The sequence below is a fragment of the Streptomyces sp. NPDC006610 genome, from assembly GCF_040611575.1.
Lineage (GTDB): Bacteria > Actinomycetota > Actinomycetes > Streptomycetales > Streptomycetaceae > Streptomyces.
On record NZ_JBEXOP010000004.1, the window covers coordinates 124,637 to 148,041 of the forward strand.

A 23,405-nucleotide genomic window follows, 5' to 3' on the forward strand; every position below is an offset into this window, starting at 1 on the left:
GCAGCACGGGGGTCTCGGGTGCGGGTCCGGTCACTTGGGGGTGACCACCTTGTAGTTCTTCGGCACCTGGGCGTCCGGCCGGCGCAGGTACAGCGGCCGGGGCGCGGGCAGTTCCCCGCCCGCGGCCAGCCGCTCGGCGGCCAGCTCCGCGAGGGCCGCCGCCGAGACGTGCTCGGGCTCGCGGGCGACCGGGAAGTCGTCCGGGTAGAGCAGCGCTCCCGCGCCGACCGCGGGCAGGCCCCGGACCTCGGCGGCGATGTCGGCGGGCCGGTCGACGGCGGGGTCGGTGAGCCGGGTGCGCGAGTCGGCGTACCGCGCCCAGTAGACCTCCTTGCGCCGGGCGTCGGTCGCCACGACGAAGGGCTCCCGGAGCCCGGCCGCGTGGGCGAGCCCGTCCAGCGTGCACACGCCGTGCACCGGAACGCCGAGCGCGAGCCCGAAGGTGTCGGCGGTCGTCAGCCCGACGCGCAGCCCGGTGTACGGGCCGGGACCGATGCCCACGACGATCCCGGTGACGGCCTCCAGCTTCAGCCCGGCCTCGCCGAGCACACGGTCGACGGCGGGCAGCAGCAGCTCGCCGTGCCGGCGCGCGTCCACCTGGCTCGACGAGGCGATGACGTCCCGGCCGTCGTGGAGGGCGACGGTGACGGCGGGGGTGGCGGTATCAAGAGCGAGCAAGAGCACGCAAACAGCCTACGGCTCCCGCGCCCCCCGCACGCCCGCCCGGTCCGAGGTCCCCCCGGCTGCTACGGTCACCTACCGTCACCGAATATTCCGACATATCGAGCATTCGGGATATCCCGAGTGCATGACGCGATATTTCAGACGTACGACGCGGAGGTGGGCGTTCGTGGCCGGCAGCAGCGCAGGATTCGTCACCGGGCTCACCGCGGCGGCCCTCACCACGGTGGCCCTCCTCGCCCACCAGGCGTCGGGGACCGCCCCGGCGCGGACGGGGGACCGTCCGGCGGCGGTCGTCGCGAAGGCGCCGCGCAGCGAACAGCGCCCCGAAGCCCTCCCGGCAGGCACCGGCCGGGGCACCCGGGTCGTGTACTCGCTGGACGACGACCGGGTGTGGCTGGTCGGCGGCGACAACCGGGTCCGCCGTACGTTCCGGGTGGCCCCCGGCACGGTCGATCCGGCGCCGGGCGCCTATACGGTCACGTCCCGCTCGGGCGCGGTGACGGGCTCGGACGGCGTCCCGGTGGAGCACGTCGTCCGCTTCGCGACCGTGCAGGGCGTCGCCGTCGGCTTCAGCGCGGCGGTCGACGGCTCGATGCCCGCGCCCGCCCCGTCGGCGAAGACGGGCGGCATCCGCGAGACGCGCGCGGACGGCGACGCGATGTGGAGGTTCGCGACGATCGGGCGGCGGGTGGTCGTGATCCGGTGAGGCGGGGCTCTGGACGGTTCCCGGAGGGTGGTCGCGGACGGGCAGGTTGGGCGGGGGCAGGTTGGATCCGGCCGGTTGCGCACGGCCGGTTGACGCGGACGGTTGCGCACGAAGGTTGACGCGGACGGCTGCGCACGCGGGGCACGCGGACGGACGGCGTGCGCGGGCGCGCTGCGTCGCGCTACGCGGCCTCGCGGTGCGGGGCCGGATCCGGCTTCGCGGTCACCGGGGTCATGGGCTCCGGCGCCCGCGGAGGCGTCGAGACCGTGGTCGCGGCGGCGCAGGAGGCGAGCAGATCGCTCATGGAGAACCCGGGGAGGATGCGGGGCTCGTCGCGTTCCGTGGGGGTCGGCATGGACGCCTCCTGAAGGGTCCGGGGGCGGGCGCGGCCAGATGCACGCTACTTAGGTACACCTAACTACGGGCTGGGTACCATGTGACCACGCCCGGCCCGCCCGGCGCAATATCTTGCCGACGCATTGTCGGAATGTGGGACGGGTGCTGCCGGGGTCGGGCTCCCCCTCGGACCCACCTACCGACCTACCGGGCTGCCGACCTGCCGACCTGCCGACCCGCCGGCCTCAGACCGCAAGCCCTCCCAGCTCCGCCCCGCCCCACCGCTCGCCGACCCCCGTCAGCGTCACGTGCCGCACCTCGTCCGTGGTGTCCCCCACGGCGCGGTGGATCCTGACGTGGAGCCGGTCGTCGGTCAGCTCCTCGACCTTGCCCTCGCCCCACTCCACGACGATCACCGACTCCGGCAGCGAGACGTCGAGGTCCAGGTCCTCCATCTCGTCCAGACCGCCCCCCAGCCGGTAGGCGTCGACGTGGACCAGGGGCGGACCGTCGCCGAGGGAGGGGTGGACGCGGGCGATCACGAAGGTCGGCGAGGTGACCGCCCCGCGCACGCCGAGGCCCTCGCCCAGGCCGCGGGTCAGGGTCGTCTTGCCCGCGCCCAGCTCGCCGGTGAGCATCACCAGGTCGCCGGCGCGCAGCAGACGCGCGAGCCGGCGGCCCAGTTCGCGCATCTGCTCGGGAGAGTGGACGATCAGCTCGGTCTCAGCCGGGTTGTGCGGTGCCGCTGGTGCTTCCATAGCCACCCACGGTAGCCCCTGCCGGCACGGCCCCCACGCGGGTGAGCAGGTCGGCGAGGCGGTCGGTGACGACCTCCGGGTGCTCCAGCATCACCAGATGCCCGGCGTCCGGGACCAGCACCAGTTCGGCGTCCGGCAGCAGCCCGGCGATGGCCTCGCTGTGCTCGCTGGGCGTGACGAGGTCGTCCACCCCGGCCAGCACCAGCACCGGCAGGTCCGCGAAGTGGGCGAGCGCCTCGGTCTTGTCGTGTTCGGTGAACGCCGGGTAGAACTCGGCGACCACGTCGATCGGCGTGCTCTCGATCATCCGCTCCGCGAACCGCGCGACGGCGGGGTCCACGTCCCGCGAGGCGAACGAGTACCGCTTGATGATCCCGGCGAACAGGTCGGCGGTGGCCCGACGCCCCCGTTCCACCAGTTCCGCCTGCTGTCCGAGCGCCCGCAGCACGCCGGGCAGTACGCGCCGTATCGCGTTGACGCCGGCGACGGGCAGTCCGAAGTTGACCTCGCCGAGCCGTCCGGACGACGTGCCGACGAGCGCGACCGCGACGACCCGCTCGCGCACCAGCTCCGGGTACTCAGCGGCCAGCGCCATCACCGTCATGCCGCCCATCGAGTGCCCGACGAGCACGATCGGCCCCTCGGGCGCGGCGGCGTCGATGACGGCCTTCAGGTCGCCGCCGAGCTGGTCGATGGTGACCGGCGCCCGGTCCCGGACCTGCGCGACCCCGCGTCCGGAGCGGCCGTGGCTGCGCTGGTCCCAGTGGACGGTGCGCACCACTCCCCGCAGCGCCGCGCGCTGGAAGTGCCAGGAGTCCTGGGCGAGGCAGTAGCCGTGGCTGAAGACGACGGTGACGGGGGCCGGGGCCTTGCGGCCGAACAGCCGGCGGCGGCGTGGCGCCTGCTGGGCCTCGGCCTCGGGTTCGACGTCGTCGACCTCGTAGTACAGCTCGGTGCCGTCCTCGGCGGTGGCGCGGCCCGGGGTACCGCGCAGGGTGCCGTAGGGGCCGGCCGAGTCGAGTGCGAGGCGGGCCTTCTGCCGCATGCCGCGTCCGACGGTCATCCGCTCGATGGCGACCCCGGCGGCGGCCCCCGCGGCGAGCACGCCGATCGCGGCCCCCGCTATGCCCGTCGCCCGGCGCCAGCCCCCGGCCGCCCCCGTGGCGGCGGCGACGACCGCGGCGGCGTCCGCGACGCCGTCCGCACTGCTCTCGCTCACGTACCGCTCCTCATGTCACCGGTCTTCACCATGTCACCCGAACCCGCCCCGCCACGGGGACCCGCCACGCCACCGGAAACCGCGACGCCGCGAGAACCCGCAACGCCCCGGGCACTCGCCGTGCCTCCACGTGAACCCGCCCGCCACCGAAACCCGCCGCCCCCACCAAACCCCGCCGCTCCCACCGGACCCGCAACGTCACCAGAACCCGCGACGTCACCACGATTCGCCTCGCCACCGGAACACGCCCGGAGTCTCACCGAACCGACACCGACACGGCACCGGAGCCGGCACGGAAACCGGCACCGAAACCGGCACCGAAACCGACGCCGGCACCGGCACCGGCACCGGCACCCGCCAAGCTCGACGCCGATCACCGCAGCGGCCCCGGTGACGCCGCCGCCCCTCTCCGGGTTACCCGTCCCGTTGCCCGTTCACATACACGCGGGGGACGCGTGTTCCGATGCGGGTGACGATCTCGTACGCGATCGTCCCGGCCGCCTGCGCCCAGTCCTCCGCGGTGGGCTCCCCCCGGTCGCCGGGTCCGAAGAGTACGGCCTCGGCGCCCTCGCCGGGTTCGTCGCCGCCGAGGTCGACCACGAACTGGTCCATGGCGATGCGTCCGGCGGCGGTCCGCCACTTGCCGCCGATCAGGACCGGACCGCTGCCCGAGGCGTGCCGGGGGACGCCGTCGCCGTAGCCGAGGGGGACGAGGCCGAGGGTGGTGTCGCCGGGGGTGACGTAGTGGTGGCCGTAGCTGACGCCGTGTCCGGCGGGGACTCGCTTCACCAGCGCCAGCGACGCCGACAGGGTCATGACGGGGCGCAGCCCGAAGTCGGCGGGGGCGCCGAGGGCGGGGCTGGGCGAGAGGCCGTACATGGCGATGCCGGGGCGGACGAGGTCGAGGTGGGTGTCGGGGAGGGTGAGGGTGGCGGGCGAGTTGGCGATGTGCCGGACCTCGGGACGCAGGCCCTGCTGTTCGGCGTACGCCGTCATCTCCCGGAAGAGGGCGAGCTGGCGGGCGATGGAGGGGTGCCCGGGCTCGTCGGCGCAGGCGAAGTGGGACCACAGGCCGGTGACGCTGACGAGTCCCGCGCGCTCGGCGTCCCGCGCGCCCGCGACCAGTTCGGCCCAGTCGGCGCCGGGCGGACAGCCGCCCCGCCCGAGCCCGGTGTCGGCCTTGAGCTGCACGCGGGCGGTCCGGCCGGCCTGTCGCGCGGCCTCGGTGACCTCGCGCAGCGCCCAGGTCCCGCCGAGCGACACGTCCAGGCCGGCGTCGACGGCTTCCCGCCAGGGGCCGCCGGGGGTCCACAGCCAGCACATGATCCGCACGTCCGGCGGCAGCCCGGGGTCCGCCCGCAGCGCGAGCGCCTCCTCGGGCGTGGCCGTGCCGAGCCAGGTCGCGCCCGCCTCGACGGCCGCCCGGGCGCAGGGCAGCGCGCCGTGGCCGTACGCCTCGGACTTCACCACGGCCATGAACGCCGCGCCGGGCGCGAGGGCGCGCAGGGTTCGCACGTTGTCCCGCAACGCGCCCAGATCGATCTCGGCACGGGCCCGGAGGGTGCCGCTCGCCGGTGGTGCTGTCGTACTCATCGCGCCCAGTGTCTCAGAGCCGCCGGACGGCCCGTCCGAGCGCTCGGACCCGGACGTTGCGCACGCGCTACCGACCGGCGGAACGGCCGGCCCCGTCCCTCACCCCGCCCGCACGTCCCGCCAGGCCTCCGGGATCGCCCCCGCCACGTCGTGCGCCCCCACGGGCGCCCCGTCCGCCGCGTACCGCCCCGCGAGCCCGTGCAGGTAGGCCGCCGCGCTGCCCGCGTCCCGCGCCGAAAGCCCCGCGGCCAGCAGTGACCCGGCGAGCCCGGACAGCACGTCGCCGCTGCCGGCCGTGGCCAGCCAGGGCGTGCCCGTGGCGTTGACCCGTACGGCGCCCGCGGTGGGGCCGGCGACCAGCGTGGTCGAGCCTTTGAGCAGGACGGTCGCCCCGTAGCGTGCCGCCAGTTCGCGTACGGCCGCCAGCCGGGCGCCCTCGACCTCCTCGCGGCTCACCCCGAGCAGCGCCGCCGCCTCCCCGGCGTGCGGGGTCATCAGGGTCGGTGCGCTGCGGCGCCGTACGACGCCGGCGTCGGCCAGCCGCAGTCCGTCGGCGTCGACCAGCACCGGGACGTCCTCGGCGAGGACCTCGGCGACGGTGCCGGCGTCGTCCCCGGCGCCCGGTCCGACGACCCAGGCCTGCACGCGCCCGGCCCGCCTCGGCCCCTGGTCGGACACCAGCGTCTCGGGGAACCGCGCGATCACCGCGTCCGCGGCGGGACCCACGTACCGCACGGCCCCGGCCCCGCCCCGCAACGCCCCGAAGACGGCCAGGACGGCGGCGCCCGGATACCGGGCCGACCCGGCGGCGATGCCGACGACGCCCCGCCGGTACTTGTCGCTCTCGGCCCCCGGCGCCGGCAGCAGCCGCGCGACGTCCGCGTGCTGGAGCGCCTCCAGCACGGCGGCGTCCCCCGGCAGCGCCAGCCCGATGTCGACCAGCCGCACCGACCCGGCGTACTCCCGCGCGGGATCGACCAGCAGCCCCGGCTTGTGCGCCCCGAACGTCACCGTCACGTCGGCCCGTACCGCGGCCCCCCGCACCTCGCCGGTGTCCGCGTCGACCCCGCTCGGCAGGTCCACGGCGACCACCACGGCCCGCGACCGCGCGGCGGCCTCGGCGAGCGGCGCGGCCTCGGCCCGCAGCCCGCCCCTGCCCCCGATCCCGACGATCCCGTCGAGGACGAGGTCCGCCCGGCCGATCGCCGCCTCGCCGTCGGCGGTGACGACGCCCCCGGCGCGGCGCAGGGCCGCGAGCCCCGGCGCGTGCGCCCGCTCGGGCGTCAGGAGGACGGCCGCCACGCCCGCCCCGCGCCGGGCCAGGCGCGCGCCGGCGTACAGCGCGTCACCGCCGTTGTCGCCGCTGCCGACCAGCAGCACGATCCGCCGGCCGTACACCCGCCCGAGCAGGTCGGCGCAGGCGGCGGCGAGCCCTGCCGCGGCGCGCTGCATCAGCGTTCCCTCGGGGAGCCGCGCCATCAGCTCCCGCTCGGCCGCCCTGACCGTCTCCACGCCGTAAGCAGTCCGCATATGACCGGGTCTCCCGTGCTTCCTTCTGCTTCCGGGACGGCTCCCGGAAGCACGTTTCTCGTTCTGCTTCCGGATTCACGTTTCTCGGAAAAATTTCGTACGCCGCCGTGTGCGCCGCACCCGTTGACGCGTTACCCACCCGTTGCCAAACTCACCCTCCCCCACCCATGAATCGATTCACTCCGAACCGGTTCGACAAGAGAACGGACTCTCATGGGACGCAGAGCCGCACTTCTCGCCGCCACCGGCAGTCTCGCCCTGCTGGCCACGGCGGGCACCCTCACCGCGCCCGCGCCCGCCGCGGCGGCCGGCTGCGGCGAGGGCACGTACCACGCGGAGGCCGTGCTGAGCGGGAGCACCTGGACCGCACGGCGCGGCAGCACGACCGTCTACACCGGCACGGACATGCGCACGGCGGTGCAGACGGCGATCAACAACCTCACCTCGGGCCGCACGGCGAAGCAGCGGGTGGTGGTCCGGGGTTCGGGTTCCGTCCCCGCCTCCAACCGCATCTCCCTGCCGAGCTACACCGTCCTCGACGTCTGCGGCACGATCAACGTCACGGGTTCGGGCACGGGCGACCAGGCGCCGGTGTACTCGCGCGGCACTCGTGACGTCGAGGTGCAGCACCTCAACGTCACGGGCACCCCCCTGTACGGCATTTTCCTGCGGAACGTCACCAACGCGACGCTCGGTCAGATTGACATGCGCCTGTCATCCGGGCTAGGCGTGCGGATCGACAACCGGGGCGACACCACCCAGTGGACGCGCAACGTCCGCATCGACAACGTGTACGTCTCCGGCGCCTCCAGCCACGCGGTGGAGACGTACGGCGTCGACGGCCTGACCGTCGGCACGGTCACCGCGCGCAACGTGGGCGAGTCGGGCCTGCTGCTCAACCAGACGATCAACGCCAGCGTCACCAGGGTGGACGCGGAGAACGCCGGCACCGGCACGGGATACGCCGCCTTCCGCATGGCCAACCGCAACGGGCGGGTGGGCAGCGGCTACCCGACCAACATCCGCGTCGGCGAGGTCGTGGCGCGCGGCGGCGGCCGGGGCGTGTTCTGCGTGTCGGAGAGCGGCGGCGCGGTGATCGACCGGGTGACGCTGTCGAGCACGGGCAGCAACGCGATCCTGGTCGAGAACTGCTACAACGTGAACATCGCGGCGCAGAGCGGCAGCGTGACGGGCGGCGGCGAGATCCGCCTGGCGGCCCGCTCGGAGTTCCCGAACAACTCCGACATCACGATCCAGAACCTGACGGTGACGAACTCGGCGATCCGGGAGAGCCCGTGCGGGACGAACACGACGTTCAGGAACAACACGCTGGTGAACAGCAGTCAGTCGATCTGCTGAGCCGCTGAGCCGGTCATCGACTCTGCAGCGGAGGCGCAACCGGAGAACGGGACGAGCCCCGCCCGAGAACAGGGCGGGGCTCGTTGCGGAGCGCCGGGCAGGCCTTGCACCTGCATCTCCCCACAGGAAGTGGGGCGTCTTTCCTTGGACCACCAACGCGTAGCCGGTCTCACCCACTCGGGGCGGCCAACTGATGATCAGCATATCGCATGACCGGCGAGGCCGTCACCGCGTGACTCTCGCGAGCCGCGCCACCGGTGCCACCGGCGTTCACCGGCGGCACCCGCGATCACTCGGTGGTGAGCATCCCCTCACGCAGCTTCTTGAGCGTGCGGGACAGCAGCCGGGAGACGTGCATCTGGGAGCAGCCGAGCCGTTCGCCGATCTGGGCCTGCGTCAGCTCCTCCACGAACCGCCAGTGGATGATGCGCCGTTCCCGCTCGTCCAGCTCGGCGATCATGGGGGCGAGGGCGTGGAAGTCCTCGACCAGCTCCAGGGCGGCGTCCTCGGCGCCGATGAAGTCGGCCAGCACGCTCTCCCCGTCCGGTTCGGCGCCTATGGCGGCGTCGAGGGAGGCGGAGTTGTAGCCGTTGGCGGCGACGCGCGCCTCGTTGACCTCTTCCTCGGTGAGGCACATCAGCTGCGCGAGTTCCTTGACGGTGGGGTTGCGGCCCAGCCGGGAGCGCAGTTCCTCGGTGGCGCGCGCGAGCTGGACGCGGGCCTCCTGGAGACGGCGCGGAACATGGACGGACCAGGAGGTGTCGCGGAAGAACCGCTTGATCTCGCCCACGATGTAGGGGATGGCGAACGACGTGAACTCCACCTCGCGGGAGAGCTCGAACCGGTCGATCGCCTTGATCAGCCCGATGATGCCGACCTGGACGATGTCCTCCATCTCGGCGGGCCCGCGGCTGCGGAACCGGCCGGCCGCGAAGCGGACCAGGGAGGTGTTCATCTCGATCAGGGTGTTGCGCGCGTACTGGTACTCGGGGGTGCCCTCCTCCAGCACCGCGAGCTGCTCGAAGAACAGCTTCGACAGCTGACGGGCGTCCTTCGGCGCGATCCCCGACGGGTCGCCGACCTGCGGCAGCTCGGCCTGGGTCTGCTCACGGTCCGTACGCACCTGCATCGCCGTCACGTCTGGCCCTCCCTGTTCCTCAGCCGCTCCGACCGATCCGGCCCGGCAGAGCGCGTGTACCCGGGCTTTCACGGAATATGACCGAACGGATCCGTTTTTCTTCTCAGCCCTCCGCGATCACGACTGCCGAGGCGACTCCGGCGTCATGGCTGAGGGAGACGTGCCAGGACCGCACCCCCAGTTCGGCGGCCCGGGCGGCGACCGTCCCGGTGACCCGCAGCCGGGGCCGCCCGCTGTCCTCGACGTAGACCTCGGCGTCGGTCCAGTGCAGTCCGGCGGGCGCGCCGAGCGCCTTGGCGAGGGCCTCCTTGGCGGCGAACCGCGCGGCGAGCGAGGCGACGCCGCGCCGCTCGCCGCCGGGCAGCAGCAGCTCGCTCTCGAGGAACAGCCGCTGGGCGAGTCCGGGCGTCCGCTCCAGCGACGCCCGGAACCGCTCGATCTCGGCAACGTCGATGCCGACCCCGATGATGCTCATGGAGAGCACCCTACGGTCGCCGCACCGCGGCGAACCGGGTCACTCCACCGTCACCGACTTGGCCAGGTTGCGCGGCTGGTCCACCTCGTTCCCGCGCGCCGTGGCCAGCTCGCAGGCGAACACCTGCAACGGCACCGTCGCCACCAGCGGCTGGAGCAGCGTCGGGGTCGCCGGGACGCGGATGAGATGGTCGGCGTACGGGACCACCGCCTCGTCGCCCTCCTCCGCGACGACGATGGTGCGCGCCCCGCGGGCCCGGATCTCCTGGATGTTGGACACGATCTTGTCGTGGAGGACGGACCGCCCGCGCGGCGAGGGCACGACGACCACGACCGGCAGGTCGTCCTCGATCAGCGCGATCGGCCCGTGCTTCAGCTCGCCCGCCGCGAACCCCTCGGCGTGCATGTAGGCCAGCTCCTTGAGCTTGAGCGCCCCCTCCAGCGCCACCGGATAGCCGACGTGCCGCCCCAGGAACAGCACCGTGTCCTTCCCGGCCAGCGACCGCGCCAGCTCCCGCACCGGCTCCATGGTCTCCAGGACCCGTTCGACCTCGCCGGAGATCCGCGCGAGGTCCCGCACGACGGCCCGGATCTCGTCGCCCCACTTGGCGCCCCGCACCTGCGCCAGGTAGAGGGCGACCAGGTAGCAGGCGACGAGCTGGGTCAGGAACGCCTTGGTGGAGGCGACGGCCACCTCGGGCCCGGCGTGCGTGTACAGCACCGCGTCGGACTCGCGGGGGATCGTCGAGCCGTTGGTGTTGCAGATGGCCAGCACCCTCGCCCCCTGCTCGCGCGCGTGCCGGAGCGCCATCAGCGTGTCCATGGTCTCCCCGGACTGGGAGACGGCGATGACCAGGGTCCGCGGGTCGAGGATCGGGTCGCGGTACCGGAACTCGCTGGCCAGCTCCACCTCGCAGGGGATCCGCGTCCAGTGCTCGATCGCGTACTTGGCGATGAGCCCGGCGTGGAAGGCCGTGCCGCACGCCACGATCACGACCTTGTCGGCCTCGCGCAGCACGCCCGCGGGGATGCGCACCTCGTCCAGGGTCAGGGAGCCGGCCGCGTCGACGCGGCCGAGGAGGGTGTCGGCGACCGCCTTGGGCTGCTCGGCGATCTCCTTGAGCATGAAGTAGTCGTAGCCGCCCTTCTCGGCGGCGGAGGCGTCCCAGTCGACGTGGTACGACCGCACGTCGGCGGGCCGGCCGTCGAAGCCGGTCACCGTCGCCCCGTCCCGCCGCAGCTCGACGACCTGGTCCTGTCCCAGCTCGATCGCGGACCGGGTGTGCGCGATGAACGCGGCGACGTCGGAGGCGAGGAACGCCTCGCCCTCCCCCAGGCCCACCACGAGCGGCGAGTTGCGCCGCGCGCCGACGACCACGTCCGGCTCGTCGGCGTGCACGGCGACCAGGGTGAACGCCCCCTCCAGCCGCCGGCACACCAGGCGCACGGCCTCGGCCAGGTCGGCGCAGGAGGAGAACTCCTCGGCGAGCAGGTGGGCGACGACCTCGGTGTCGGTCTCGGAGGCCAGGGCGTGGCCCCGCTCCTCCAGTTCGGCCCGCAGGGCGGCGAAGTTCTCGATGATTCCGTTGTGCACGACGGCCACGCGTCCGGCGTTGTCGAGGTGCGGGTGCGCGTTGGCGTCGGTGGGGCCGCCGTGCGTGGCCCACCGGGTGTGGCCGAGCCCCGTGCCGCCGGTCGGCAGGGGCCGTTCCACCAGCTCCTTCTCCAGGTTGAGCAGCTTGCCTGCCTTCTTCGCCGCGGCCAGCCCTCCGTCGGCGAGCACGGCGACTCCCGCCGAGTCGTACCCCCGGTACTCCAGCCGCTTCAGTCCGGCCATGACGACGTCGAGCGCCGACCGCGCTCCCACATATCCCACGATTCCGCACATGGAACGGCACCCTACGTCCGATCCCGTGCCCCAACCCGGCTTCTCCTGCCCGATTTCGGAAATTCCCACGGGGGTACGAAGCCGCACCCGGCGACCCTGGGCCGCACCCGGCACCCCTCCCCGCCCGTTCCGCCCCTGGCGCGCCCCACCCGCCTCCACCGTGACGCACCCCACCCGCCGCCCCGTTCAAACTCCGTTAACAATGGACTGTGATCTCTCCGGTCTCCCCGATGCCCCGGAGCGCCCACCGGCCCAGGCCGGAGGCGACTCCCTACGTCGACCTCACCCGCTCGGAGTGGAGCGCGCTGCGCGACAAGACGCCGCTGCCGCTCACCGCGGAGGAGGTCGAGAAGCTGCGCGGGCTCGGCGACGTCATCGACCTGGACGAGGTCCGCGACATCTACCTGCCGCTCTCCCGGCTCCTGAACCTCTACGTCGGCGCCACCGACGGACTGCGCGGCGCGCTGAACACCTTCCTCGGCGAGCAGGGGTCGCAGTCCGGCACCCCGTTCGTCATAGGGGTCGCCGGCTCGGTCGCGGTCGGCAAGTCCACCGTCGCCCGTCTGCTCCAGGCGCTGCTGTCCCGCTGGCCCGAGCACCCGCGCGTGGAGCTGGTCACCACGGACGGCTTCCTGCTGCCGACCCGGGAGCTGGAGGCCCGCGGCCTGATGTCGCGGAAAGGTTTCCCCGAGTCGTACGACCGCCGGGCCCTGACCCGGTTCGTCGCCGACATCAAGGCGGGCAAGGCGGAGGTCACCGCGCCCGTCTACTCCCACCTCATCTACGACATCGTGCCCGGCGAGCGGCTCGTGGTGCGCCGCCCGGACATCCTGATCGTCGAGGGCCTGAACGTCCTGCAGCCGGCCCTGCCCGGCAAGGACGGCCGCACCCGCGTCGGCCTCGCCGACTACTTCGACTTCAGCGTCTACGTCGACGCCCGCACCGAGGACATCGAGCGCTGGTACCTCGACCGCTTCAAGAAGCTGCGGGAGACGGCGTTCCAGAACCCGTCCTCGTACTTCCGGAAGTACACCCAGGTCTCCGAGGAGGAGGCCCTTGCCTACGCCCGCACCACCTGGCTCACCATCAACCGGCCCAACCTCACCGAGAACGTCGCCCCGACCCGCGGTCGCGCCACCCTCATCCTGCGCAAGGGCCCCGACCACAAGGTGCAGCGCCTGAGCCTGCGCAAGCTGTGACCACGACGGGCCGAAAGGGGGCCGGGCGGCGGCCGCTACGCTGCCGCCATGCTGCATCTGCGCCTGATCACCCCGCCGGGCACCACGGACGACGCCGTCCGTCTGATCGAGGACACGGTCGGGACCACGCATCTCGTCGTGCTGCCGGGGGCCGCCCGCAACCCCGCCGGGGACGTCGTCCTGTGCGACGTGGCGCGGGAGGCCGGCGACGAGCTGCTCAGCAGGCTGCAGAAGCTGGGCCTCGACCGGAGCGGGTCGATCGCCGTCGAGAACATCGACCTCTCGCTGTCCGACCGCGCAGAGCGGGCCGAGCAGGACGCGCCGGGCGAGGCCGCCGACGCGGTGCTGTGGGAGCACCTGACCGAGGCGACGCACGAGGAGTCGACGCTCTCGGTGACCTATCTGGCGTTCATCACGCTGGCCACGATGATCGCCGCGTGCGGTGTGGTGCTGGACAACGCCATCCTGATCGTGGGCGCGATGGCGGTCGGACCGGAGTTCGGCCCGCTGGCCGGCATCTCCACCTCCGTGGTGCAGCGCCGGCCCAGGCTGGCGCTGCGCTCGCTGATCGCGCTGCTGGTGGGCTTCGCGGCGGCGATGGCGGTGACGGTCGCCTTCAGCCTCTTCATGGACGCCGTCGGCCTGTTCACCCAGGAGCGGCTGGACGCGGACCGGCCGCAGACCGGCTTCGTCTACGCCCCCGACTGGTTCTCCTTCGTCGTGGCGGTCCTGGCCGGCGCCGCCGGCACCCTCTCCCTGACGTCCGCGAAGTCCGGCGCCCTGGTCGGCGTCGCCATCTCGGTGACGACCGTCCCGGCCGCCGCCAACGCCGCGGTCGCCCTGAGCTACGGCGACACCGCCCAGACGTGGGGCTCCACGGAGCAGCTCCTGCTCAACCTGTTCGGCATCCTGGTCGCGGGCACCCTGACCCTGCTCACCCAGAAGTGGCTGTGGTCGAAGCAGCGCGACCGCCTCCGGGGCCGGTCCCACCACGCCCTCCGGAAATGAGAGGGCGGGAAAACCCGCGGAACCCGCCCCCTTCCCGCCTCACCCCAGGGCGGACTTCACCACGTCGGCCAGCCGCCCCGCCACCGACCGGGCCTGGTCGATGTCGGCGGCCTCGACCATCACCCGCACCAGCGGCTCGGTCCCGGACGGCCGCAGCAGCACCCGCCCGGTCGCGCCCAGCTCCCGCTCCGCGTCGGCGACGGCGGCGACGAGCTCGGCCGAGGTCTTCACCCGGGACTTGTCCACGTCGGGCACGTTGATCAGCACCTGCGGCAGCCGCTCCATCACACCGGCCAGCTCCCGCAGCCGGCGGCCGCTCTGCGCGACCCGCGCCGCGAGCAGCAGCCCGGTGAGCGTGCCGTCGCCGGTGGTGGCGTGGTCGAGGACGATGACGTGCCCGGACTGCTCGCCGCCGAGGGCGAAGCCGTGCTCCTTCATCTCCTCCAGGACGTAACGGTCGCCGACCGCCGTCTGCACCAGCCGGATGCCCTCGCGCTCCATGGCGAGCTTGAATCCGAGGTTCGACATCACGGTGGCGACGACGGTGTCCGACCGCAGCGCCGAGCGTTCCCGCATGGCCAGCGCGAGCACGGCGAGGATCTGGTCGCCGTCGACCTCCTCGCCGGTGTGGTCCACGGCGAGGCACCGGTCGGCGTCGCCGTCGTGCGCGATGCCGAGGTCGGCGCCGTGCTCCAGGACGGCGGCCGTGAGGCGTCCCAGATGGGTGGAGCCGTATCCGTCGTTGATGTTGAGGCCGTCCGGCTCGGCGCCGATCGTGACCACGTCGGCGCCGGCCCGGGCGAACGCCTCGGGGGAGACCCGGGCGGCGGCGCCGTGCGCCTCGTCCAGGACGATCCGCAGGCCGTCCAGCCGGTTCGGCAGTACGTCGAGGAGGTGGGCGACGTACTCGTCGGCGCCGGCGGCGTACTCGCGGACCCGGCCGACGCCCGCGCCGGTGGGGCGGTCCCAGGGGGCGCCGGTGCGGTGCTCCTCGTAGAGGGCCTCGATGCGGCCCTCGATGTCGTCGGGGAGTTTGTGGCCGCCGCGGGCGAAGAACTTGATGCCGTTGTCGGGCATGGCGTTGTGGCTGGCGGAGAGCATCACGCCAAGGTCGGCGCCGAGCGCGCCGGTGAGGTACGCGACGGCGGGGGTGGGCAGGACGCCGACCCGGAGCACGTCCACGCCGGCGCTGGCGAGGCCCGCGACCACGGCGGCCTCCAGGAACTCCCCGGACGCCCGCGGGTCACGCCCGACCACGGCCTGGGGCCGGTGGCCTGCGAAGGTGCCCGCCTCGGCCAGCACGTGCGCCGCCGCGACGGACAGGCCGAGCGCCATTTCGGCCGTCAGGTCCGCGTTGGCGACACCGCGCACGCCGTCGGTGCCGAAGAGTCGTCCCACTTGTCCTCCTGAGAAAAGCTGCGGTTCCGGAAACCGTTCGGCCGGTCCGGTACGGCCCGCCCGGCCATCCGATCACACAAGCCTTCAGGCATCTTGTGCCGTTATACGCCTGTGCCGGTGAGAAAACGAACGCCCCGGCGGCACTGAGGCGTGCCGCCGGGGCGTTCGGAGTAGCGCTTGGCCTTGGCCCGTAGGCGACCGGGATTAGCGCTTGCTGTACTGCGGAGCCTTGCGGGCCTTCTTCAGACCGGCCTTCTTGCGCTCGACCGCACGGTCGTCGCGACGGAGGAAGCCGGCCTTCTTGAGCGGGCCGCGGTTGTTGTCGACGTCGGCCTCGTTCAGCGCACGGGCGACACCGAGACGCAGGGCGCCGGCCTGACCGGAGACGCCGCCGCCCGCGATGCGGGCGATGACGTCGTAGCGGCCCTCGAGCTCGAGCACCTTGAAGGGCTCGTTGACTTCCTGCTGGTGCACCTTGTTCGGGAAGTAGTCCTCGAGGGTGCGACCGTTGATCTTCCACTTGCCGGTGCCCGGGACGATCCGGACGCGGGCGATGGCGTTCTTGCGACGGCCCAGGCCGGCGGCCGGCTGCGGGTCGCCGAAGCGGGAGGCCAGGGACTCCGAGGTGTACTCGCCCTCGACGGGAACCTCGGACTCGGTGGTGTAGCTGTCGATGTCAAGCTCTTCGAGCGGCTGCTCGGCAGTGGTCTCGGCCACGATTCTCCTCAGATTCTCTACGGTCTTAGGGGGTGGCCGGACTTACTGCGCGACCTGGGTGATCTCGAACGGCACCGGCTGCTGGGCAGCGTGCGGGTGCTGGTCGCCCGAGTAGACCTTCAGCTTCGAGAGCATCTGACGGCCCAGGGTGTTCTTGGGGAGCATGCCCTTGACGGCCTTCTCGACGGCCTTCTCGGGGTTCTTGGCCAGCAGCTCGTCGTAGCGGACGGAGCGCAGACCACCCGGGTAGCCGGAGTGGCGGTAGGCCATCTTCTGGGTCCGCTTGTTGCCGGACAGGTGCACCTTGTCCGCGTTGATGATGATGACGAAGTCACCAGCGTCTACGTGCGGCGCGTAGATCGGCTTGTGCTTGCCCCGCAGAAGGGTGGCGGCGGTGGTGGCGAGACGGCCCAGGACGACGTCCTGAGCGTCAATGACGTGCCACTGGCGCGTCACATCGCCGGGCTTGGGGCTGTACGTACGCACGGTTCGTAGCCTTCGCTTCGAGTGAATGGTCCTAGACAAGGTCACCGAAACGATCACGACAGCCTAGACCGCACTGCGGTGACGCAAACCGCGTGCTGGTCGCTGGTCATCGGCCCGGTGGACCGGTGTAAGGGCCCGTCCCGTGAGAATGAGCAAGCCAATACACAACGAACATGCAGAGTACCTGCACGGCCCTCCAGGGGTCAAAACGGGACGCCCCAGCAGGCCACCCCGATTTTACGCCCTCAAAACCGCCCTCGGACCCACACCGCCGCCACACCCCCGCCCGGAAGATCAACCGCCGAACGGGGGAACATCGCGGACGCGTCCGGCGAAGCGGGACCGCCCCGGGGACCCGGGGCCCGGGTGCGAGGGGCCGCGGCCCACGGCGGGTCCCCACTCTCCCGGAGCGGGGTCCGGGGGCCGCCCGGCCTCGATCCCACCCGCCGGACGAGCACGGGGCGCACCCGTCCACACCCCCGCAGCACCGTGCCGCCACCCCTCCCCGGCCGTCCGGACCCCCCTCCCCCAACCCCCGTCTAAGATGCGCCCCATGAGCTTCGGGCAGCAGGGGGGACCCCCGTCTCAGTGGGATCCCTGGAAACCGCATTCGCAGCAGCCGTGGAACGACGGCGGCGCCGGGCAGACCCCGGACTGGGCCGCGCTCGCCGAGGCGTCCGAGGCACGCAACAAGCGGCGCAGGCTGCTGTTCATCGGGGGCGGCGCCCTCGCCACCGTGGCGATAGGCGCCGCCGTCGCGGTGGCCGTCGTCTCGGCGAACGGCGACAGCGAGGCCTCCGGCGACCCGTCGGGCCGGCTCCCCGCGACCGCGGACATCCCGTCCGAGTCCACCACCGCGATCCCGTCGTTCGAGCCCACCAGCGCCCCGCCCCCGCTGGACCCGAAGGACTTCGTCTCCAGCGAGAAGAAGGACACCGCCCCGCTCGGCGCGGACACCCTCTTCCCCGGCACCCAGCTCACCATGGGCGAGACGGTGTACAAGAAGGGCCCGACCGCCGACACCAAGAGCTGCGCGACCGCCGTCCAGGGCACGCTCCCGAAGGTCCTGAACGACAACGGCTGCACCCGCCTGCTGCGCGTCACCTATACAGAGGACGGCATCGCGGTGACCGTCGGCGTGGCGGTGTTCGACACCGAGGCACAGGCCGCGAAGGCCAAGGACGACGCGGACGACAAGAGCATCGTCAAGTCGCTCACCGGCGGCGGCGTGGGCGCCTTCTGCAACGGCGCCGTCTGCCGCTCCACGACCAACGCCTACGGCCGGTACGCCTACTTCACCATCGCGGGCTTCACCGACGGCAAGGACGTCACCCAGCAGGACACGGCCGTCTTCGCCGCCGGCGACAACCTGGCCGAGTTCACGTTCCGCCAGATTCGCCGCCGCGGCGAGGCCCAGGCGTCGGCCGCGGCGAGCGAGTGACGGCGGACATACGCGGACGCCGCGCCCTGCTCGCAGCCGCCGCCGGGGCGGCGGTCCTGGCCCCCCTGGGCCTGTGGGCCTGGCCGGAAGAGGACGACAGAAACCGGCCCGCCGACGGGACCGTCCCCACCGACCTGCGCAGCCGCGACCCCCGGGCCACCCCCGCCGCCCGCCGGGTCTACGCCCTCCTCGCCGGCCTGGAGAACGACGCCCGCCGGGGCCGCCCCAGCCGCACCCTCATCGGCCAGCACGTCGAACTCCACAACGAGCGCTACAACCCGAAGTACGGCGACCACCGCGGCACCAAGCAGCCCGGCTACTACTACCGCAAGGCCCGGGACATCACCGGCCGCCTGCCCGCCTTCGTCGAGCTGGACCTGGGTCCCGGCTACGGCCATCCCGGCTGGGCGGTCGGCGAGTCCCGCCCGTACTCGCGCGCGTGGACCGGATGCGCCCGCCAGTGGGGCTACGTCGACGACGCCGTGGACCTGGCGGTCGGCGTGTGGGCGGGACTGCCCCGGCCGGCCGGCGACGGCTCCCACCGCCCCTCGGGCGCCCACACCGAGTGCGCGTCCGGCGCCGAGGTGTCCCTGCCGCACAACGGCGGCGGCCCGGCCGGCGTGGTCGGCCTCTCCTTCCACCAGCCCTACCCCGGCAGCCCCGTCAAGGGCTTCGCGCAGACCATGCACCGCGACTCCCCCGCCGCCCGGGACCCCGGCTGGTTCACCCGGGTCGTCACCGAGGGCACGGCGGAGCACGGGGCACTGCTGTACGACCTCGGATTCCTCGCCGACCACCTGGGTTACCTCGCCGATCAGGGCGTACCGGTGCTGCTGCGGCCGTACCACGAGATGAACACCGCACCGGGCAAGGGCTTCTGGTGGGCGGGCCAGGACCCGGCCGCGTTCCACCGGCTGTGGCGGCTGTCGTACGACTACCTGGTGAACCGCCGCGGCCTGCACAACCTGCTCTTCGTCTGGGCGCCCAACTCCTGGGACGGCCGCTACGGCAGGACGCCCCACCCCTACTACCCCGGCGGCCGGTACGTCGACGTCGTCGGCGTCGACGACTACAGCGACCGCCCGCAGCGGCCGTTCGGCGGCGGCGCGTGGACCGAGGTCTGGTACCGGGGCCTCGAACGGTACGACCGACCGCGCGCGGTGACCGAGTCCTTCCACGTTCCGCTCAACGCGGCCCAGCCGGACACCCTGTCGAGGACGCCGTGGGTGCTGTGGACGGTGTGGGGTCAGTCGCTGACGTACGACAACCTCTCCGAGCCGACGGGACGGAACACCGGCGACGACGTCAAACGCACATACGGTTCACCACGGGTCATCACGGGCGGAAACGAACGGAACGCCGGATTCGACTTCAGGTCACTACACAAGAGCCAACTTGGTTAACGTTTGAACACATCATCCACACAGGCATTCACGCATTCGATGTGTCATGCAAGAATCGTGCCTCTGTTCGGCATGGTGTTTGGGCGCCTGGGGGGGCATCTGAGCGGCGCGTGCCGATACGCCAAGGGTGGCGTTCGGGGGGGCAGAAACCCGGAGCAAGTCTGTCGCGGCGCGCTGCGCCGTGCCATGACCGAGATCTGTTGCCTCAACGCACTATCGATCTCACGGGAGTTCCGCAGTCGTCATGGCATCGACAATGCTCGATGGGGGGCTGCCGCATTCGCGGCACAACCAGAAGCTCGCCAAGCGCACGGCTTCGTGGAAGCCGGGCATCATGCCCTTCCTGATTCCGCTGGTGTTCCTCACCTTCTTCAGCCTCTGGTCGTACACGCCGAGCGACTCGCCGCTCGCCTGGCTGATCACCATCTGCTGGGCGCTGCCGGTGCCCGGCGTGCTGGTGTCGCTCCAGGGTTTCCTGCTGATCCGCCGACGGGCCCGCAAGGCCCACCTGATGGCCCCGCCCGCGCTGGTCGAGCAGGACTTCCTGATCGTCCTCGTGCCCACGATCGGCCGCCACGACACCTACCCGGCCCTGGAGAGGTCCGTCCTCTCCTACGTCGAGCACCTCCCTGAGTGGTTCCCGTACATGCGGGTCGACGTGCTCACCGAGGAGGGCTGCGAGGCCGCCGAGCGGATCGACGCGCTGGCCGCGACGAACCCGCTGATCCGCGTGGTGACCGTGCCCAAGGCGTACGAGACGAGGAACGGGACCCGGTTCAAGGCGCGCGCCAACAACTACGCCCACGAACTGCGCATCGAGGAGGGCGAGGCCCTCGACCACGTGTGGGTGCTGCACATGGACGACGACACCGGCGTCGGCCCCGACACCGCCTCGTCCCTGGCCCAGTTCATCAACCGCCAGCGCCGTGCGACCCCCGACGAGGTCAAGCACATGGCGCAGGGCATCCTGACCTATCCGCGCGAGAACGCGGTGAACATGTTCACCTGGTTCGCCGACGCCATCCGGCCCGCGGACGACATCGCGCGGTTCCGCGCGTTCACCGGGCTGGGCACCCCCGCGGCCGGCGTGCACGGCGAACTGCTGGTGCTGCGCGCCTCCATCGAGGCGGAGATCGGCTGGGACTTCGGCCCGAAGGAGATCGTCGAGGACGCCCGGCTCGCACTGACCTTCTGCCGCCTGTACCCGGGCCGCAGCGACTGGTTCAACGGCCGCTGCTACGGCGCCTCGCCCGCCAACATGAAGGACTTCGTCAAGCAGCGCGAGCGCTGGGCCTGGGGCCTGGTCGCGCTGTGCTTCAACCGCAAGGTGCCGCTGCGCTACCGCTGGTTCATGACCATGTGCGTCACCAGCTGGATCCTGGGCCCGCTGCAGCACGTCGGCACCATCCTCCTGGCGGGCTGGCTCATCAACGACATGAACACCTCCCCGGTGACCCAGTCGGTGGTGGTGCTGTGGTCGATCAGCTTCGCCTATGTGATCTGGGCGTACTGGGAGGGCCTGCGGCTCAACGCGATCGCGTCGGTCAACGGCAGGCGCAAGTGGTGGGAGCCGTTCGCGGTGCTCCTGCTGCTGCCCCTGTTCTCCCTTCTCGAAGGGCTCGGCGGCTTCAAGGGGCTGATGAAGTTCATCCGCCGCGAGGAGAACAAGTTCGTCGTCATCGCCAAGCCCGCCTGACCCGGAAGACACCGACATCTCATGAAGCGCGCCCGCTTGCCGCTGCTCTCCGTGCTGCCCATCACCGTCATCTCCTTCGTGGTCGCGGTGCCGTTCGTCCTCGGCGACCATCCGCTGCGGTGGCAGTCCGGATCGCTGGTGCCCAACCTCGTGCTCGAGGACGAGGCGCCCTCGTCGTCCGACGGCTCCCCGAGGGGCGACGACTCCGGTGTTCCCGCCTCCCCGGACACGGCCGGCACCGCCAAGGTGGCGAAGGAGTGGAAGGAGGGCATGCCGCAGTGGGGCGTCCAGCTCTACTGGGAGGACAATCCGGACCATCCCCTGGAGTACGTCGAGAAGCAGGCCAAACTGCACTCCGACTACCTGGTCGGCCTGCACGCGAACTCCGTCAGCGTGAGTTTCCCCTTCTTCACCGGCCACCTCGAGTCCACGAAGATCAGCCGGGGGGACAAGACCCCCACGCCCGAGCGGCTCGCCCGCGTGCTGCAGATCTTCCACAAGGCCGGACTGCGCACGACCGTACGACCGCTGATGGACGAGGCGACCCTCGACACGGACAACGGCGGCTGGCGCGGAAACATCGAGCCCGGTGACCGCGACGCCTGGTTCGCTTCGTACACCGAGTTCGTGACGCCTTATCTGAAGGCGGCTGCCGAGGAGAAGTCCGCGACCTTCGTCATCGGCACCGAGCTGAACTCGCTGGAGGGCGACCCCCGCTGGGACGCGCTCGTGGACGACGCCGAGACGCTCTTCGCCGGCGAGGTCGCCTACGACGCCAACTGGGACGCATACGTCCGTGGCCCGGTCACCATGCCCGTGAACCACCTCGGCGTCGACGCCTACTTCCCCGTCAAGGTCCCCGACGACGCGTCGGTGGACACGCTCGTCGACGGCTGGAACGAGTGGCTGAACAAGAAGGCCACCGGCCCTCTGCCGAAGATCACCATCACCGAGGCCGGCATCGGCGCCATGAACGGCGCCTACCACGCCCCCGGCGACTTCACCACCAAGCGCGCTGTCAACCCCCAGGTGCAGGCCAACTGGTACAAGGCCGTCTGCCGGGTCGTCCAGGAACGCCGGATGAGCGGCGTGTACTGGTGGTCGATCTACTTCGACGACGACCCGAACGACGCCCCCGACGACAAGGTTGCCTCCCGGCTGGACTTCGCCGGACGCCCTCTCACCGAGAAGGCCGTCAAGTCGTGCTTCACGTCCGACTACGCGGGCCCCGGTACCGACACCGCAAGCTGACCGAGCGAGGCAATCATGCAAGAAGCCATCATTCTGGTGGGCGGCAAGGGAACCCGCTTGCGCCCCCTCACGAACCACACCCCCAAGCCCCTCCTCAGTGTCGCGGGCGCGTCCTTCATCCGGCACCAGATCGCCAAGCTGATGGACGCGGGCGTCGAGCACGTGGTGTTCGCCACCTCGTACCTCGCCAGCCTCTTCGAGGAGGAGTTCAAGGGCTTCGGCCAGGGTCTGCAGATCTCCTACGCCGTCGAGGACGTGCCGCTCGGTACGGGCGGCGCCATCCGCAACGCCGGCCGTCTGCTGCACGGCCCGGCCGACGCCCCGGTGCTCGTCCTGAACGGTGACATCCTGTCGGGCGTCGACCTGCGAGCCATCCTCCGCCGGCACCGGGAGCGTGACGCGGACGTGACGCTGCACCTGACCCGCGTCGCCGACCCCCGCGCCTTCGGCCTCGTGCCCACCGACGGGGACGGACGGGTGCTGTCCTTCCTGGAGAAGCCCAAGACCGCCGAAGAGTGCGTCACCGACCAGATCAACGCCGGCTGCTACGTCTTCCGCCGTTCCGTTCTGGACGCCATCCCGGCCGACCGTGAGGTCTCCGTCGAGCAGGAAACGTTTCCGCAACTCGTGGCCCGAGGCCGGCGTGTGTTCGGCCACACCACGGACGACTACTGGCGCGACCTCGGCACCCCCCTGGCGTTCGTGCACGGCTCCGCCGACCTGGTCACCGGCCGGGCGACCTCTCCCCTCGTGGGACGGCCGGCCGAGGCCCTGATCCACCCGACGGCCAGCGTCCATCCGACCGCCCGCGTCATGGGCGGCTCCACGATCGGCCCGCACGCCGTCATCGGCGCGCACGTCACCGTCGACCGCTCGATCATCGGCGGCAACGTCACCGTGGCCGAGGGCGCCCGCATCCACGAGTCCGTGGTGGACCACGACTCCTCGATCGGCAGCGCCACCCACCTCCGTGAAGCCGTGGTCGGCTGTCACACGCACGTCGGCGCGGAGAACGAGCTGCCCGCCCAGCTGCGGCTGTCGTGCGGCATCCGCATTCCCGCCCAGGGGGTGCGCGTCAGCGGGACCGCTGTCGCCTGCCCGACGGTCCACTGAAGTACTGG

21 protein-coding genes are annotated in these 23,405 nt (G+C 72.1%); 9 read left to right on the top strand and 12 right to left on the bottom strand.

The features are described from left to right. Positions 1-30: 30 nt before the first annotated feature. Positions 31-684, bottom strand: a complete 654-nt coding sequence (gene tsaB / locus ABZY13_RS04945; protein ID WP_356627465.1) for a tRNA (adenosine(37)-N6)-threonylcarbamoyltransferase complex dimerization subunit type 1 TsaB — start codon at positions 682-684, stop codon at positions 31-33. A gap of 166 nt (positions 685-850) precedes the next feature. On the opposite strand from tsaB, the gene ABZY13_RS04950 reads away from it, so the two are divergent. Further along, on the top strand, positions 851-1,390 hold the full coding sequence (locus tag ABZY13_RS04950; RefSeq protein WP_356627466.1) for a hypothetical protein: 540 nt from the start codon (positions 851-853) through the stop codon (positions 1,388-1,390). 181 nt (positions 1,391-1,571) lie between these two features. Here the strand turns inward: ABZY13_RS04950 and ABZY13_RS04955 are convergent, their stop codons facing one another. The 5 genes from ABZY13_RS04955 to ABZY13_RS04975 form a co-directional block, all read right to left on the bottom strand. Then, positions 1,572-1,745, bottom strand: coding sequence for a hypothetical protein (locus ABZY13_RS04955; protein ID WP_356627467.1), 174 nt, complete (start codon positions 1,743-1,745; stop codon positions 1,572-1,574). A 226-nt stretch (positions 1,746-1,971) separates the two neighbouring features. Further along, positions 1,972-2,484: a tRNA (adenosine(37)-N6)-threonylcarbamoyltransferase complex ATPase subunit type 1 TsaE gene (tsaE, locus tag ABZY13_RS04960; RefSeq protein WP_356627468.1), complete on the bottom strand. Its 513-nt coding sequence runs from the start codon at positions 2,482-2,484 to the stop codon at positions 1,972-1,974. Continuing rightward, positions 2,450-3,703, bottom strand: coding sequence for an alpha/beta hydrolase (locus tag ABZY13_RS04965; protein WP_356627469.1), 1,254 nt, complete (start codon positions 3,701-3,703; stop codon positions 2,450-2,452). Before ABZY13_RS04965 ends, tsaE begins: the two co-directional genes overlap by 35 nt. Before the next feature lie 414 nt (positions 3,704-4,117). Next, positions 4,118-5,296, bottom strand: coding sequence for an alanine racemase (gene alr, locus ABZY13_RS04970; RefSeq protein WP_356627470.1), 1,179 nt, complete (start codon positions 5,294-5,296; stop codon positions 4,118-4,120). A 99-nt stretch (positions 5,297-5,395) separates the two neighbouring features. Beyond that, positions 5,396-6,826 carry an NAD(P)H-hydrate dehydratase gene (locus tag ABZY13_RS04975; RefSeq protein ID WP_356627471.1) on the bottom strand — a complete coding sequence of 477 codons (1,431 nt, stop codon included), beginning with the start codon at positions 6,824-6,826 and terminating at the stop codon, positions 5,396-5,398. Positions 6,827-7,039: 213 nt separating this feature from the next. Between ABZY13_RS04975 and ABZY13_RS04980 the strand changes: the two genes are divergently transcribed. After that, complete coding sequence (locus ABZY13_RS04980; protein WP_356627472.1) at positions 7,040-8,185, top strand: hypothetical protein; 1,146 nt, start codon at positions 7,040-7,042, stop codon at positions 8,183-8,185. A 289-nt stretch (positions 8,186-8,474) separates the two neighbouring features. Here ABZY13_RS04980 and ABZY13_RS04985 read toward each other — a convergent pair whose 3' ends face one another. From ABZY13_RS04985 to glmS, 3 genes are all read right to left on the bottom strand, one after another. After that, positions 8,475-9,314, bottom strand: a complete 840-nt coding sequence (locus ABZY13_RS04985) for an RNA polymerase sigma factor SigF (protein ID WP_356627570.1) — start codon at positions 9,312-9,314, stop codon at positions 8,475-8,477. 112 nt (positions 9,315-9,426) lie between these two features. After that, positions 9,427-9,798, bottom strand: coding sequence for a holo-ACP synthase (locus tag ABZY13_RS04990; protein WP_356627473.1), 372 nt, complete (start codon positions 9,796-9,798; stop codon positions 9,427-9,429). Between the two features lie 39 nt (positions 9,799-9,837). Continuing rightward, positions 9,838-11,685, bottom strand: coding sequence for a glutamine--fructose-6-phosphate transaminase (isomerizing) (glmS, locus tag ABZY13_RS04995; RefSeq protein WP_356627474.1), 1,848 nt, complete (start codon positions 11,683-11,685; stop codon positions 9,838-9,840). 230 nt (positions 11,686-11,915) lie between these two features. Between glmS and coaA the strand changes: the two genes are divergently transcribed. Together coaA and ABZY13_RS05005 are read left to right on the top strand one after the other, a co-directional pair. Continuing rightward, entirely contained in the window at positions 11,916-12,884 is a 969-nt protein-coding gene (coaA, locus tag ABZY13_RS05000; protein WP_356627475.1) for a type I pantothenate kinase, read from the top strand. Between the two features lie 48 nt (positions 12,885-12,932). Beyond that, positions 12,933-13,892 (top strand): DUF389 domain-containing protein, encoded by a 960-nt coding sequence (locus ABZY13_RS05005; RefSeq protein ID WP_356627476.1) that lies wholly within the window; start codon positions 12,933-12,935, stop codon positions 13,890-13,892. Between the two features lie 39 nt (positions 13,893-13,931). On the opposite strand, the gene glmM is transcribed toward ABZY13_RS05005, so the two are convergent. From glmM to rplM, 3 genes are all read right to left on the bottom strand, one after another. Then, positions 13,932-15,290, bottom strand: a complete 1,359-nt coding sequence (gene glmM / locus ABZY13_RS05010; protein WP_356627477.1) for a phosphoglucosamine mutase — start codon at positions 15,288-15,290, stop codon at positions 13,932-13,934. Between the two features lie 204 nt (positions 15,291-15,494). After that, on the bottom strand, positions 15,495-16,007 hold the full coding sequence (gene rpsI, locus ABZY13_RS05015) for a 30S ribosomal protein S9 (RefSeq protein ID WP_356627478.1): 513 nt from the start codon (positions 16,005-16,007) through the stop codon (positions 15,495-15,497). A 42-nt stretch (positions 16,008-16,049) separates the two neighbouring features. Then, positions 16,050-16,493, bottom strand: coding sequence for a 50S ribosomal protein L13 (rplM, locus tag ABZY13_RS05020; protein ID WP_276110719.1), 444 nt, complete (start codon positions 16,491-16,493; stop codon positions 16,050-16,052). 553 nt (positions 16,494-17,046) lie between these two features. On the opposite strand from rplM, the gene ABZY13_RS05025 reads away from it, so the two are divergent. From ABZY13_RS05025 to ABZY13_RS05045, 5 genes are all read left to right on the top strand, one after another. Next, entirely contained in the window at positions 17,047-17,934 is an 888-nt protein-coding gene (locus ABZY13_RS05025; protein ID WP_356627479.1) for a hypothetical protein, read from the top strand. Further along, positions 17,931-19,337, top strand: coding sequence for a glycosyl hydrolase (locus tag ABZY13_RS05030; RefSeq protein WP_356627480.1), 1,407 nt, complete (start codon positions 17,931-17,933; stop codon positions 19,335-19,337). The genes ABZY13_RS05025 and ABZY13_RS05030 overlap by 4 nt, the downstream gene beginning before the upstream one ends. 244 nt (positions 19,338-19,581) lie before the next feature. Continuing rightward, positions 19,582-21,033, top strand: a complete 1,452-nt coding sequence (locus tag ABZY13_RS05035) for a glycosyltransferase family 2 protein (protein ID WP_356627481.1) — start codon at positions 19,582-19,584, stop codon at positions 21,031-21,033. A gap of 21 nt (positions 21,034-21,054) precedes the next feature. Continuing rightward, positions 21,055-22,284: a hypothetical protein gene (locus ABZY13_RS05040; protein ID WP_356627482.1), complete on the top strand. Its 1,230-nt coding sequence runs from the start codon at positions 21,055-21,057 to the stop codon at positions 22,282-22,284. A gap of 15 nt (positions 22,285-22,299) precedes the next feature. Further along, entirely contained in the window at positions 22,300-23,397 is a 1,098-nt protein-coding gene (locus tag ABZY13_RS05045; RefSeq protein ID WP_356627483.1) for an NDP-sugar synthase, read from the top strand. Positions 23,398-23,405: the final 8 nt, after the last annotated feature.